We start from the raw sequence: 13,290 nt of genomic DNA on the forward strand, positions 1-13,290 counted from the left end.
ACCCGGTATTCGGAGCCGACGCCGCCGCGGATTGCTCAGACCAAGGGAAGGACCACGACGGTCGGGGTCGTGGGCAGCACGGACCCCGCTCGCGGTTCGACGGTGAGGCCGACGGCTTCCCGGCCGGTGAAACCGCTCGCCAGCAGCGGACTGGGCTGCCCGTCGGCAGCGGAGAGCAGTCCGGCCGAACGCGGCCCGTCCGCGCCGATCAGCCACAGCTGGTAGGCGCGGTCCGCCGGCAGCCGCGGCAGTCCTTGGGCGAGGAACAGCACCTCCCCCTTGGCTGGTGAGGCGACGGCGGTTCCCGTGCCGCCCCCGGTCACCTCGCCGCGGACCAGTGTGGCGTCCGGCGCCGCCAGCAGCCGGGCTATCCGGGCGCTCTGGTCGTCGGCCTGCTCGATGGCCTGCAGGTGGCGCTCCATCCGGCGGTTGGCGTCCACGGCCTGGACCCCGAGCGCCACCGCGGCCGCGATACCCGCCGCCGCGGCGGCCGCCGCCACCCGACGCGGCCACCCGGCTTGGCGGGCGGACCGGCCGCGGTCGCCGCCGTCGGGGCGCCGATCGGTCCGCGGCGGACGCTGGCGAGTGCGCGCCACCGCGGCCAGCACCCGCGCGCGCAGCTCGGCAGGCGGCTCGACCGCGGCCGAGCCGCCCAGCAGCGCGCTGGTCTCGCGCAGTTCGTCGACCTCCCGCACGCAACTCGGGCAGCCCGCCAGGTGTTCCTCGAAGAGCAGGCGCTCGGCGTCGGAGACGGCGTCGAGCACGTACGCGCCGATCAGCGTGTGGGCCTCGGCGGGCGTGGTCTCCTCGGGCACGGTGTCCTCGGGTGTGGTGTTCTCGGTCATCGGGTCACCCCCAGGCAGTCGCGGAGCCGGATCAGCCCGTCGCGCATCCTGGTCTTCACGGTGCCCAGCGGGATGCCCAGCACGGAGGCGGTCTCGGCGTAGGTGTGGCCGCGGAAGTAGCTGAGCAGGATGGATTCCCGCTGCACCTCGGTCAGCGTCGTCAGGCACCGCTGGACCTGCCGCCGCTCGATCCGCGCGGCCACCTGCTCGCTGACCGCGTCGAACGGCGTCTCGGCGTCGCGGCGGGCGGCGATGTCCTCCCGCCGGGTCGCGGCCTGCGCGGAGCGGACCCGGTCCACCGCCCGGCGGTGCGCCATCGTCAGCACCCAGGCCAGGGCGCTGCCCCGACCCGGGTCGTAGCGGCCCGCGGTGCGCCACACCTCGACCAGCACCTCCTGGGTGACTTCCTCGGACTGCGCGTGATCGCGCAGGACCCGCAGGACCAGGCCCAGCACCTTGCCCGCCACCGCGTCGTACAGCCGCTCGAACGCCGTCTCGTCGCCGCGCGCCACCCGGCACAGCAACTCCTCCGCCGAGACCTCGTCCGCTGCGGCCACGGACCGCAGCTTGCGCTCCCGCCCTGCCATCCCGTTCCTCTCTGCCCCGTCGACGACCGACATGCGTCGTCGCTGGTGCTTCGGAGCCGGTCGCGGCCCGGATTGGCCGCCTTCGGCAAGGGGCGCAGAACCCGGGGCGCGCCAGGTCGCAGTCAGCTGAGGCCGCGGCGGCGTGGCGAGGTCAGACTGGGTCGATGCGGGCCTTGAGCAGGCAGAACTCGTTGCCTTCCGGGTCGGCCAGGACGTGCCAGGACTCCTGTCCGGTCTGGCCGACGTCGGCCCTGCGCGCGCCGAGCTTCAGGAGGCGTTCGAGTTCGGCGTCCTGATCGCGGTCGGTCGCGTTGACGTCGATGTGCAGCCGGGGCTTCGCCTGCTCCGGCTCATCCGTTCGGCTGAGGATGATCGTCGGCTGCGGGCCGCCGAACCCTTCGCGCGGCCCGATCTCCACCGAGCCGTCGTCCTCGCGGTCGAGCACCACGAAGTCCAGGACCGCGCACCAGAAGCGCGCCAGCGCCTCCGGGTCGCGGCAACTGAGCACAAGCTCACTGATCCGACACGCCATGGGCGAAACCTAGCGGCGGGCCGGTGTCCGCGCCAGCGGCCAGGGGTCGCCGGGGCGGCAGCGGCGACTGTTTTCCCTGGTGGCGGGGCCCGGCCAGAAATGGCCGGTGCCGTGGCCTGGCAGCGGCGCCCGCTGATCCGAATGCTCGGCTGACGTCAGGTCCGCCCGCCCGGTGCGGGCGACACAAGGGGGACATATGAAGAGACTTCACAGAATCCGCTGGGCGCTGCTCGGCGGCCTCGTGGTCGCGCTGACGGCCGTCGTACCCGCCGCGCACGCCGACACCGCGCCGCCGCCACTGGCCGACGGCTTCGGGCTCCAGGTGGTCCGCCAGCCGGTGTGGGCGGACAGCCAGCGGACGTTCGCGTTCAGCGTGCGCACGGCCGAGGTGCCCGAGTTCACGGTGCTGCCGGGCCAGGTCTCGGGCGAGCACGTGATCTTGGTGACCCTCCCGGAGGGCTACGACGGGGTCACCCGGTACCCGGTGCACTACACCCTCCACGGCGGCGGGGACATCCCGAACAGCCTCCGCCAGAAGGAGATCGTCGAGCGGGCCACCGCGGGCGTCCCGGTGATCACCGTGACCCCCAACGGCGGCGGCCGCAGTTGGTACTCCAACTGGGTGAACCCAGGCGGGCTGGGCAAGCAGAACTGGGAGAACTTCCACCTCGACCAGGTGATCCCGTTCATCGACGCCAACCTCCGCACCATCCCCGCCAAGGAAGGCCGGGCCATCTCGGGCCACTCGATGGGCGGCTTCGGCGCCTTCCACTACGCCGAGCACCGGCCCGACCTGTTCGGCTACGTCGGCAGCTTCTCCGGCGGGCTGGACCTGCTCAACCAGAAACTGCGCGCCGCTGTCGTGGGCACCACGCAGCTCGCCTCGTACGGCACGCCGACCGTCGACCCGGCCGCGATCTTCGGCCCGCCGGTCTGGCCGCTCGACGGGGTATGGAACGCGCAGAGCCCGGCGCAGCACGTCGCGCCGCTGCGCGGCATGGGGGTGGCGATCTACACCGGCGACGGCACCAACCCCGCCGCCGACCGGGTGCTGGCCGAGGTGGAGGTCGGGGCCGTGGAAACCGCCATCGTGACCTCGCGGTTCCTGACCAGCGCGGGTATCGCGCACGAGTTCGTCAACTACCGCGGCGGCGAGCAGTGGGCGCCCGGGTGCCTGGGCGAGCACAACAACCAAGCGTGCCTGCAAGCGGACATGGACCACTTCGTGTCGCTGATCATGGCCCGCCTCCAGCACCCCTGATCCCGGATTTCCGCGAAAGGAACACCCATGAAACGACGTGGCGCGATCACGCTTGTGCTCGCCCTGTTCGCCACCCTGGTCGCCGCGCTGACGACGACGTCGACCGCAGCGGCAGCCCCGCCGAACTTCTTCTCCGCGCACGGAATCGAAGTGCGCAATGTCATGCGAACCACGGACCGCACCTATGTGGTCAACATCCACACGAACTCGATCGACACCCGGGCCCTGGGCTGGCAGTTCCACGACGTGGTCGTCACGCTGCCCTCGGGCTACAACCCGAACCTCGCCTACCCGGTGCTGTACCTGTTCCACGGGCGTGGGCAGGGGCCGGGCGCCTGGCACAACGAGGCGCGCATCGAGGAGGTCACGCACGGGTACCCGATCATCACCATCGCGGCCGAGGCTGGCCTGGCGGGCTGGGCCGCGAACTGGGTCAACCAGTCCGCGGGCGCGCAACAGTGGGACCGGTTCCACCTGGACGAGCTGATCCCGTGGGTGGACGAGAACCTCAACACGATCCGAGCCCGTGAGGGCCGCGCCATCGCGGGCTTCTCCATGGGCGGCTTCACCGCGATCCGGCACGCGACGCACCGGCCGTGGCTGTTCCGGATGGCGATCGGCATGTCCGGCGGCTACCACCTGGAGGACCCGCGGATGCGCACCGCGGTGACCGGTTCGATGCAGCTGCACAACTTCCCGCTGGACGGGCCGTTCGGGGCGCCGTGGGACGGGTCGTGGGGCTTCAACAACCCGTGGCACCGGGTCAGCGGCCTCGGCGGCGTGCACACCGTGCTGTACGCGGGCACCCGGCACGACGACCCGCTTGAGGCGCAGGCGCACCGGCTGACCTACGAGTTCCACCAGCACCTGCTGGGCAGCGGGATCGGCAACAGCTGGATGGTCGAGTACGACTGCGGCCACTGGATCGACTGCGTGGCGCGCAACGGAATCGGCCATGAGCTTCCGACGATGATGAACGTTCTCTGGCACCCGTGACAATTTTCCTTCCGACCGGCGGCGTTCCGCGACGCGGAACGCCGCCTTCACCTCTGGGGTAAAAATGAGACTCCGAATCACCCGACGCGTGCGGTCTCGCGCCGCACGCCCGGTTTCCGCGCTGCTGGCGGTGGTGCTCGGCCTGGCTGGCCTCACCGTCGCCGCCGCGCCCACCGCGACCGCGGAGTCCGCTGTGGACGGACCGATCACCCGCGCCGAGATCCTCAGCCGGGCCGAGTTCTGGGTGGACCAGAACGTCCCCTACGACATGGGCGGCAAGCACCCGGACCCGCAGGGCAAGTTCTACCGGACGGACTGCTCCGGCTTCGTGTCCATGGCGCTGCACCTGTCCTGGTCCCCCAACACGGTGAGCCTGCCCGACTTCCTCGACCCGATCGGCTGGGAGGACCTGCGCCCCGGCGACGTCGTGGGCACCCTCGGCGCTGGCACCGGCGGCGACGCCGGGCACGTGGTGCTGTTCACCGGCTGGGCCAACGCCGGGCACACCCGCTTCTCGACCATGGAGGAGATGGGCGGCGCGGGCGCGGTCCGCTACGAGCGGCCGATCAACTACACCACCAGCGGCGGGCAGTTCACCGCGAAGCCCTACCGCTACAAGAAAGTCATCGACGCAGCACCTAGTGTCGGCGCGTTTCCGGCCGAGTCGGGCCGGGTCGTCTCGGCCCGGTCCGCGGACGGCAGGCTTGAGGTCTTCGCGGCCGGGGCGGACGGCGTGCACCACGCCTGGCAGACCCAGGTGAACGGCGGCTGGTCGCACTGGGAGTTCGCGGGCGGGCCGCGCGGGGCGGAACTGGCCATCGCGCCGAACGCGGACGGGCGGCTGGAACTGCTCGCGATCAACGGCGACATTTTCCAGCACATGTACCAGACCGGCCCCTCCGGCGGCTGGTCCGGCTGGTCGGACTTCGGCGGCGGCGGGCGCGACATCGCCGCTGGCGCCAACGCGGACGGCCGGATCGAGGTGTTCGCCTCCGGACCGGTCGGGGTGTTCCACCGGTACCAGACCGCGGTCAACGGCGGCTGGTCCGGCTGGGAGCCCACCGGCGGCGGCCCCGCCTTCGCCCGCCTGGAGATGGAGAAGGCCCGTGACGGCCGCCTGGAAGTGTTCGCGCTCAACGGAGACGTGTTCGAGCACCAGTACCAGACCGGGGTCAACGGCGGCTGGTCGGCGTGGGAGAACTTCGGCGGCGGCGGACACGACCTGACGGTCGACCACAACGCGGACGGCCGAGTGGAGGTGTTCGCGTCCGGCCCGGTCGGCGTGTTCCACCGCTACCAGACCAACCCCACCTCGTGGTCGGGTTGGGAACGCACGGGCGGCCCCGCCAACGCGCAACTCACCAGTGAGCGCACCGCGGACGGGCGGGTCGAGGTCTTCGCCATCAACGGCGAGGTGGCCCAACACGCCTGGCAGACCGGGATCAACGCCCCGTACAGCGACTGGGCCGACTTCGGCGCAGGCGGCGCGGAGATCACCGCGGCCACCAACGCCGACGGGCGGCTGGAGGTGTTCGCCACCAGCGGCGCGGGCGTCTTCCACCGGTGGCAGAACGGTTTCGCCACCTGGTCCGACTGGTTCTGGGTCAGCGGCACGGCGGGACCGGCGGTCCAGTGAGACGACAAGGGGGAAACACCATGGGCTCCACCAGAGGCGCCTTAGCCAGATCCGGTGTCGTCGGGGGGATCGCGGTGACCATCACGGCGCTCGCCGCGTCGGTCGCGATGGCGGCGCCCACCGCGCCGCCGGAGGACCCGGAACTGGCGCCGCGGAGCGTGTCCGCCCGGATCGCCACTCTTCCCTGCGACCCAGCCGGTCCGTCCACATCGGACGCCCAGCTCGCAGGCGAGCTGAATCCGCGGCTGCGCAACACCATGGCGGGCTATCTCGACGCCTACCGCATGTCCTGCGCCCGGGTTGTCGTCCAGGCGGTCCGCGACCGCGGGCTGAACCCCAAGGCCGCGGCCATCGCGATCTCCACGACGATCGTCGAGTCCACGATCAGGAACTACGCCGAGGCTGTCGACTACGACTCGCTCGGGCTGTTCCAGCAGCGGCCGAGCATGGGCTGGTGCGAGCCCGCGCAGTGCGTCGACCCGGTCTACGCCACGAACAGCTTCCTCGACGGCATGGAGCGGGAGTTCCCCGGCGGGTCGTGGAACACCGAGTCCATCGGCCGGGTCGCCGGGCAGGTCCAGAAAAACCTCGAGTCGGAACGCTACCGGTACGAGGTGGAGGCGGGCGACGCGGTGATCATCGCCGACGCGCTGTGGAACGGGTCCCGCCGCGGGGCGCATCCGCACCCCAGCGGCCGGGTGGTGTCGGCGCGGTCGGCCGATGGCCGGCTGGAGGTGTTCGCCGCGGGCGCGGACGGCGTCTCACACGCGTGGCAGACGGCGGTGAACGGCGGCTGGTCGGAATGGGAGTTCGTGGGCGGCCCGCGCGACGCCCAGTTGGCGATCACGGCCAACAAGGACGGCCGCCTGGAGCTGTTCGCGTTGTCCGGGAACACTTTCGACCACATGTGGCAGAACGCGCCCAGCGCCGGGTGGTCCGGGTGGGCGAACTTCGGCGGCGGCGGATACCGCGTTGCGGTCGGCAACAACGCCGACGGGCGCGTCGAAGTGTTCGCCTCCAACCTCAATGGCGTTTTCCACAAGTGGCAGACCGGCCCGGCGACCTGGTCCGGCTGGGCGGGCACCGGTGGGCCCGCGAACTCGCGGCTGGCCATGGAGGCCGCGCCGGACGGCAGGCTGGAAGTGTTCGCGTTGTCCGACACCACGTTCGGCCACCTGTTCCAGACCGCGGTCAACGGCGGCTGGTCGGCGTGGGAGGACTTCGGCGGCGGCGGGCACGATCTCGCGGTCAGCCACAACGCCGACGGCAGGCTGGAAGTGTTCGCCTCCGGCCCGGTGGGCGTGTTCCACCGGTGGCAGCCCGAACCGACGTCGTGGTCAGGCTGGGAGGGCACGGCCGGTCCCGCCAACGCGGAGCTGACCAGCGCCCGCACGGTCGACGCCCGGGTGGAGGTCTTCGCCATCAACGCGGACACCGCCGCGCACATCTGGCAGACCAACCGCAACGCGCCCTACTCGTCGTGGGAGACCTTCGGCACCGGCGGCGCGGAGATCGCCGCGGGCGGCAACGCCGACGGCCGCGTCGAGGTGTTCGGCGCGGGCAACGCCGGGGTCTTCCACAAGTGGCAGACCGGTTTCACCACCTGGTCGAACTGGATTTGGCTCAACAGCACGGCGGGGCCGGCGATCCGATGAGGTCGACAGTGTTCGTCTGCGCGGTCGCGGCGGTCTCGGTGATCACAGCGCTCACCTCGGTGACGCCGTCCGCCGCGGCCGCGCGGTCCGGCCAGGTCGGGGCCGCGCCGTTCGTCCAGGTCTACGACCCCAGCGTGGGCGAGGCGCAAGCCTGGTACATCAACGACCACACGTTCATCCAGGACGGCGCGGGAACCTGGCACCTGTTCGGCATCACCCACGCCGAGCCCGCCGACGACGAGGACGAGGACTCCTTCGCCCACGCCACCGCGCCGGCCTTGCACGGGCCGTGGACCAAGCGCCCGCCCGCGCTGCGCACGGACCCGGCCTACGGCGAGACGCATTTGTGGGCGCCGCAGGTGATCCGGCACGGCTCGACCTACTACATGTTCTACGCGGGCGGCGGCGCCGACCCGGCCCGGCACGCGATCAACCTCGCCACGTCGACCGATCTCCAGACGTGGACCCGGCTGCCCAGCGGGCCGCTGTTCCGCGACGGCGCGGTGGCCCGCGATCCGCACGTGGTGCGGATCGGCGACCGCTGGGTCATGTACTACACGGCGACGAGTTCTCCCAGCGGCGGCAACCACATCGTGGCCTACCGCACGAGCACCGACCTGGTGCGCTGGAGCGAGCGCGGGGTGGCGTTCACCGACCCGACGTCCGGGTCCAGCGCGGGCAACACCGAGTCCCCGTTCGTGGTGTTCGCCGACGGCGCCTGGCGGCTGTTCCTCGGCCCGCGCGGCGGCTACGTGGGCACCGACGTGTTCACCAGCGCGGACCCGTTCCGGTTCGCCCCGGACCAGCTCAGCGGCCACGTGTTCGCGCACGCCGCGGAAGTCGTCGCCGACGGCGGCCGGTGGTGGGTCAGCCACGCGGGCTGGGGCCAGCGCGGCGTGTGGCTGGCCGGGCTGGACTTCGGCGACGGCAGTGGCCAGTACGCCGTGGAGGCCAGTTCTCCCGCCGCGGACCGGGTGGTGGTCGTGTCCGGTGTGGACGGCAGGCAGGAGGTGTTCGCGGGCGGCTCGGACCAGGTGTGGGGCCGCTACCAGGTGACGCCCAACGGGTCCTGGTCTCAGTGGTACCCGTTCGGCGGCCCCCGCTCGGCTGTGCTTTCCGCGGCCCGCAACACCGATGGCAGGCTGGAGGTGTTCGCCGCGGGCGAGGGGCGGGTGGACCGCAGGGCGCAGTCCGCGCCGAACGCCTGGGGCGACTGGGAGTCCTTCGGCACAGCGGCGCACGGCATGACCCTGGCCCAGAACGCCGACGGCAGGCTGGAGATCCTGGCCAGCGGCCCGATAGGGATCTTCCACCGCTGGCAGACCGCACCTGGCGGCGACTGGTCGGACTGGACCGCGTTCGGCGGCCCGGCCGACTCGACCATCACCACCGGACGCGACGCCGCGGGCAGGCTCCAGGTGTTCGCCGCGGCGAACGGAACCGTGCGCCGACGCGCCCAGACCACGGCGAGCGGCGGATGGCAACCGGAGTTCGAGGTGTTCGGCACGGCCCCCAGCCTGACCGGCCTGGCAGTCAACAGGCGACCAGACGGAGCGCTCGAACTGGTCGCCTCAGACGCCACCGGCGTCATCCACCGCGTCCAGCAAGGCCCGAACGGCCCTTGGTCGCCATGGTCAGGTTTCGGCGGACCACCACGCTCGACCATCCACTTGGGACGAAACGCCGACGGCAGGATGGAGGTCTTCGCTGGCGACGGAGCCACGATCCAGCATCGCTGGGAGAACGGCTCCGGCTGGTCAGCCTGGGAAAGGTTCGGCCCAGGCGTGTCCGGTCTCGACGTCGGCACCAATGTGGACGGCAGGATGGAGGTCCTCACCGGTTCACCCCACGGCGCACTCGGCGGCCGCTACCAGCTTGCTCCCAGCGGCCAGTGGTCGGCTTGGACGTCGGTGGGCGGACCCGTTCTGCGCTGACGGGGCGGGGCTTGGCTGGTGAACCGGCCTGCCGTCAGGACGCGAAGACTTGGGAGTCGTCAGCGAAAGCCTTGAACTCCAGGGCGTTCCCAGCCGGGTCGAGCAGGAACATCGTCCACTGCTCGCCGGGCTGTCCCTCGAAACGGACGTACGGCTCGATCACGAACTCGACCTCCAGGCCGCGCAGCCTGTCGGCGAGCCTCTGGAATCCCGGGACGGTCAGGATCAGGCCGAAATGCGGAACCGGGACGTCGTGGCCGTCGACAGGGTTGCGCGTCCGCCGCGCGCGACTCGGCGCCAGGTGGGTGACGAACTGGTGGCCGTGCAGGTTCCAGTCGATCCACGTCTCGGCGCTGCGGCCCTGGTCGAGGCCGAGCACCTCACCGTAGAAATGACGGGCGGCAGCCAGGTCGTCGACCGGCATGGCCAGGTGGAACCGCGGGATGGGCGAGCCGAGCACGGACGTCTCCAACGCATTTCCCCTTGGGTCGAAGCAGTCGAACAACTTGTCTGAATGTTAACATTCAGACAAGTTGTTCGAGTCCGGCACGGCCCGTGACGCGGCGCACGGCGTGCGGGGCAAGCCGTTGAGCGCTGCTCTGACAGCCGCTGAGGGCGGCAAGCCTGAAGTTACTATGGGCGTTGCGGATGGAGGCGGACCATGAGCGAACCTGGACGGGTGGCGCCCGCGCGGCGCCGCGGCTTGGCCGACGAGGTCGCCGACCGGATCAGGGACGCCATCTTCAGCGGTTCTTACGAGCCAGGAAGCCAGCTACGCGAGGTGGAGCTGTCCGTGGCGCTGGGAGTCAGCCGCGGCCCGGTGCGTGAAGCGCTGCACAGGCTTGAGCGCGAAGGCCTCGTCCGCAGCGAGTGGCACCGCGGCGCCATGGTGACGACGCTGTCGAGCGAAGACGTCACCGAACTCGACAGCCTGCGGGCCGCGCTGGAGCAGCTTGCTGTCCGACTGGTGATCGACCACGCCACGGACGAGGACCTGACCGCGATCGACAAGGCCGTCGAGCGGATGGACCGCGCGGCGGACGAGCACGAGATGGTGCGCTGTGACATCGACTTCCACGACGCCGTCTACGCCGCCGCGGGTCACCGGCGCCTACTCGAAGCGTGGGAGGCGATCCGGTCCCAGGTTCACCTGTTCCTGCTGACCCGGATCGGACTGAACACCGACGGCTACCTCGCCTGCGTCCCGGTCGAGCACCGCGAACTCGCCGCGTCCCTGCGAGCCCGTGACCGCGAGGCCGCCCTGGAGCTTTTCGCCGTGCACCGCGGTCAAGCCTTGGACGTGCTCGTCAAGCATCACCGCTCCGACGTGCGGTCGCCGTGATCACCGAGGTCGCCGAGAGCGAACTTCCACTCGCAGCGAAACACCACATCTCCTGAACACCCCGTTCCTCACCGTAGACCGATGAGCGCGTAGACCTCGTCCGCCGCCCGCGTGGCGCCTTGGCCGGTCCCGCCGGATGGTCCGATCACGATGCCCTGCAGCGCCTTCCTTGTCGAGAGTGAAGTCACGGACGGCGACGATCAGGAGAGATGTTGTATTTGATCGGCGGCATAGTGCAACTCATAGAGCGGCTTCTCCTCCGGGTGGTGAACGATCCGCTGACCGACGGCGCCGGGCAGATAGGTCACGGGGTAGCGTGGCCGCGGTCCCAAGCTGTCCTGGAGGTTGGCGATGCACTCGGCGGTCCGCTCGTTCCGCACACCTGACGGTGTCACGCTGGGGATCGAGCACTTCGGCGATGCGGCGGCGCCCTTGGTGCTGCTCGCGGGCAGCCCGACCATGCTCTCCTGGCCGGACAAGCTGTGCGAAGCGCTCGCCCGCGGCGGACGGCACGTCGTGCGCTACGACCTGCGCGACTCCGGCGCGTCGACAACCGTCGACCCCGGGGCGCCTGCCTACACGCTGCGCGATCTCGCCGCCGACGCGGCCGCGCTCGCCCGGGGGCTCGGCGAGCGGCCCGCGCACCTGGCGGGCGTCGGCGTCGGCGGGATGGTCGCGCAGGTCGCCGCGCTCGACCACCCGGGCGCGTTCGCGGCGCTGACCCTGGCCGGAACGCGGCCCGTCGCACCAGGCCCGGTCGACGACGACCTGCCCGACCACGACAAGGCGACGATGGAGCGGCTGTTCGCGCTCCCGACGCCCGACTGGTCCGACCGTGCCGCGGTGGCGGAGTTCGGCGCAGCCAGAGCGGAAACCCTCGGCGACGACCCCGGCGCGGCACGGGCGACCGCCGAGCGGGTCTTCGACCGCACGCCGGGCTCGGAACCCGCTGTCCACATGGCCAACCAACTCGGCATGGTGTTCGCCAAGCTCGACTGCACGCCACGCTGGCGCGAGCGCCTGCCCGAACTCGCGATACCGGCGCTCGTGGTGCACGGTCGCCACAACCGGTTCTTCCCCGTCGGCAACGGCGAGGCGCTCGCCCGCGAGATCCCCGGCGCGCGGCTGCTCGTGCTCGAACAGGCCGCCACCGCGATCCCCGACGCGGCCGTTGACGAGGTCGCCGCGGCGATGCTCACGCTCTGACCACCGATGGCGCGGGCGAGCGGCGGCGGACTCTCTTGACCTCCGACGGCAAGGAGACCGATCTGCGAACGTGCCCGCGTCTACGAATACCGACTCGGCAAGCCGGAATCACACGATGGTGCGCCAGTGCTCTGGCACGGGTTCGGGGTGGATGGGGTCTCCGTTGACTCTGTCCTGGTAGAACCAGTGGTGGAACTGTTCTGGTTCCACGATTCGGTTTTGGTAGCCGCGGTAGTTGTCGATGTCGTCCTGTGCGGTCTGGTGGGTGGTGCGCAGGAGGTGGCGGCGGTGGCAGATGCCGTAGTCCATGCGGTGCAGGTGGATGAGGTACAGGTTCGGGTCGTGGTTGGTGGCGTGGTCGGGGCGTTCGTGGAAGCCGCCCAGCCAGGTCATCGGCACGCGGGCCAGCAGTGGTTTGGAGTACAGGGGGTTGGCGAACCAGGTCGAGCGTTGTGCGAGCACCCGCTGGTCGGGGTCGAACGCGGATTCGCGGTCGTTGAGGTGGAGGACTTCGTAGCCGGTGCAGTTGACGAAGTCCTGGTCGAATTGGTCGATGTACTGGCCGAGGTCGCAGAAGCGCGGGTCGGGGGCGACGATCTCATCGACATCCGTGCTGAGGACGACGTCGTAGCGGTCGATGAGATCGTGTTGGTGTCGTTGGACGATGTCCCGGTGCCAGTCGCTGCTGAACTCGTCGTGGTGGATGGGGATGTGGACGAAGCGGTCGTCCGGTGCGCGGTCGGGTGCGGGTTGGTGTTCGAGGACGTAGATGTCCTCGGGGGCGAAGAATCTGGAGTAGTAGCGCAGCCAGATGGGGAAGAAGTCCGGTTCATCGCGGAAGAGGGTCACCAGGGCGCGGGTGTTGCGGTGGCAGGTGGCCGGTCTCAGCGACCACCGCTGTTGCGGCCCGTGCCAGAAGTCGAACTGGGCGAGTCGTGCCTCATGCCCTGCGTCGCCGTTCCACAGGTCCAGGTATTTGCCGCTGGCGAGGTTGACCAGCGCGTGCTCACCGGAGCGCAGGGGCACCAGACGCCAGTGCTGGTGTCTGGTGCCCCGGACGGCTTCCAGGGCGACCTCGGCGCCGTTGTCCCCGCCGGTGACCGTCAGAACGAGGCCGTTGGCCGCGTTCTCCACGACGACGGTGTGTTTGCCGTCATGAGCGGGCCGCAGCCGCCACTGCTGGGCCGGATCGCCTTTGTCGGGCCAGGCCTGGCGGATTCGGTGCCCGTCTGCTGCGAGAGCCTTGCCGCTGGCGGTGTTCACCAGCCCGAGTCGCCCGTCTTGCGGAAGCGTCAT

The 13,290-nt window shown here is 70.8% G+C and carries 12 protein-coding genes; 7 read left to right on the forward strand and 5 right to left on the reverse strand.

Going from position 1 to position 13,290, the window contains the following annotated elements; all coding sequences use genetic code 11:
• Nucleotides 1-35: 35 nt before the first annotated feature.
• From BLS56_RS05195 to BLS56_RS05205, 3 genes are all read right to left on the reverse strand, one after another.
• A complete protein-coding gene (locus BLS56_RS05195) occupies nucleotides 36-845 on the reverse strand; it encodes an anti-sigma factor (RefSeq protein ID WP_091448579.1) in 810 nt (269 codons plus the stop codon).
• Nucleotides 842-1,432 (reverse strand): ECF RNA polymerase sigma factor SigK, encoded by a 591-nt coding sequence (gene sigK / locus BLS56_RS05200; RefSeq protein ID WP_091448581.1) that lies wholly within the window; start codon nucleotides 1,430-1,432, stop codon nucleotides 842-844. The genes BLS56_RS05195 and sigK overlap by 4 nt, the downstream gene beginning before the upstream one ends.
• Before the next feature lie 151 nt (nucleotides 1,433-1,583).
• A complete protein-coding gene (locus BLS56_RS05205) occupies nucleotides 1,584-1,964 on the reverse strand; it encodes a VOC family protein (RefSeq protein ID WP_091448583.1) in 381 nt (126 codons plus the stop codon).
• A gap of 196 nt (nucleotides 1,965-2,160) precedes the next feature.
• Between BLS56_RS05205 and BLS56_RS05210 the strand changes: the two genes are divergently transcribed.
• The 5 genes from BLS56_RS05210 to BLS56_RS32075 all read left to right on the forward strand — a co-directional run bounded on the left by BLS56_RS05210 (nucleotide 2,161) and on the right by BLS56_RS32075 (nucleotide 9,446).
• Nucleotides 2,161-3,225 (forward strand): alpha/beta hydrolase, encoded by a 1,065-nt coding sequence (locus BLS56_RS05210; protein WP_091448584.1) that lies wholly within the window; start codon nucleotides 2,161-2,163, stop codon nucleotides 3,223-3,225.
• Between the two features lie 27 nt (nucleotides 3,226-3,252).
• Nucleotides 3,253-4,221: an alpha/beta hydrolase gene (locus BLS56_RS05215; RefSeq protein ID WP_091448586.1), complete on the forward strand. Its 969-nt coding sequence runs from the start codon at nucleotides 3,253-3,255 to the stop codon at nucleotides 4,219-4,221.
• A gap of 88 nt (nucleotides 4,222-4,309) precedes the next feature.
• Nucleotides 4,310-5,857 carry a hypothetical protein gene (locus tag BLS56_RS05220; RefSeq protein WP_228771360.1) on the forward strand — a complete coding sequence of 516 codons (1,548 nt, stop codon included), beginning with the start codon at nucleotides 4,310-4,312 and terminating at the stop codon, nucleotides 5,855-5,857.
• Nucleotides 5,858-5,931: 74 nt separating this feature from the next.
• On the forward strand, nucleotides 5,932-7,512 hold the full coding sequence (locus BLS56_RS32070; RefSeq protein ID WP_228771361.1) for a hypothetical protein: 1,581 nt from the start codon (nucleotides 5,932-5,934) through the stop codon (nucleotides 7,510-7,512).
• A complete protein-coding gene (locus tag BLS56_RS32075) occupies nucleotides 7,509-9,446 on the forward strand; it encodes a hypothetical protein (RefSeq protein WP_228771362.1) in 1,938 nt (645 codons plus the stop codon). Before BLS56_RS32070 ends, BLS56_RS32075 begins: the two co-directional genes overlap by 4 nt.
• A gap of 34 nt (nucleotides 9,447-9,480) precedes the next feature.
• On the opposite strand, the gene BLS56_RS05235 is transcribed toward BLS56_RS32075, so the two are convergent.
• A complete protein-coding gene (locus BLS56_RS05235; protein ID WP_407640477.1) occupies nucleotides 9,481-9,918 on the reverse strand; it encodes a VOC family protein in 438 nt (145 codons plus the stop codon).
• Nucleotides 9,919-10,107: 189 nt separating this feature from the next.
• Here BLS56_RS05235 and BLS56_RS05240 point away from each other — a divergent pair, with 189 nt between their 5' ends.
• Together BLS56_RS05240 and BLS56_RS05245 are read left to right on the forward strand one after the other, a co-directional pair.
• Nucleotides 10,108-10,788 (forward strand): GntR family transcriptional regulator, encoded by a 681-nt coding sequence (locus tag BLS56_RS05240; protein WP_091448588.1) that lies wholly within the window; start codon nucleotides 10,108-10,110, stop codon nucleotides 10,786-10,788.
• Between the two features lie 351 nt (nucleotides 10,789-11,139).
• A complete protein-coding gene (locus tag BLS56_RS05245; protein WP_091448590.1) occupies nucleotides 11,140-11,994 on the forward strand; it encodes an alpha/beta fold hydrolase in 855 nt (284 codons plus the stop codon).
• A gap of 108 nt (nucleotides 11,995-12,102) precedes the next feature.
• On the opposite strand, the gene BLS56_RS05250 is transcribed toward BLS56_RS05245, so the two are convergent.
• On the reverse strand, nucleotides 12,103-13,290 hold the full coding sequence (locus BLS56_RS05250) for an RICIN domain-containing protein (RefSeq protein ID WP_091448592.1): 1,188 nt from the start codon (nucleotides 13,288-13,290) through the stop codon (nucleotides 12,103-12,105).

It is taken from the genome of Actinokineospora iranica, assembly GCF_900101685.1.
Taxonomy (GTDB): Bacteria; Actinomycetota; Actinomycetes; order Mycobacteriales; family Pseudonocardiaceae; genus Actinokineospora; species Actinokineospora iranica.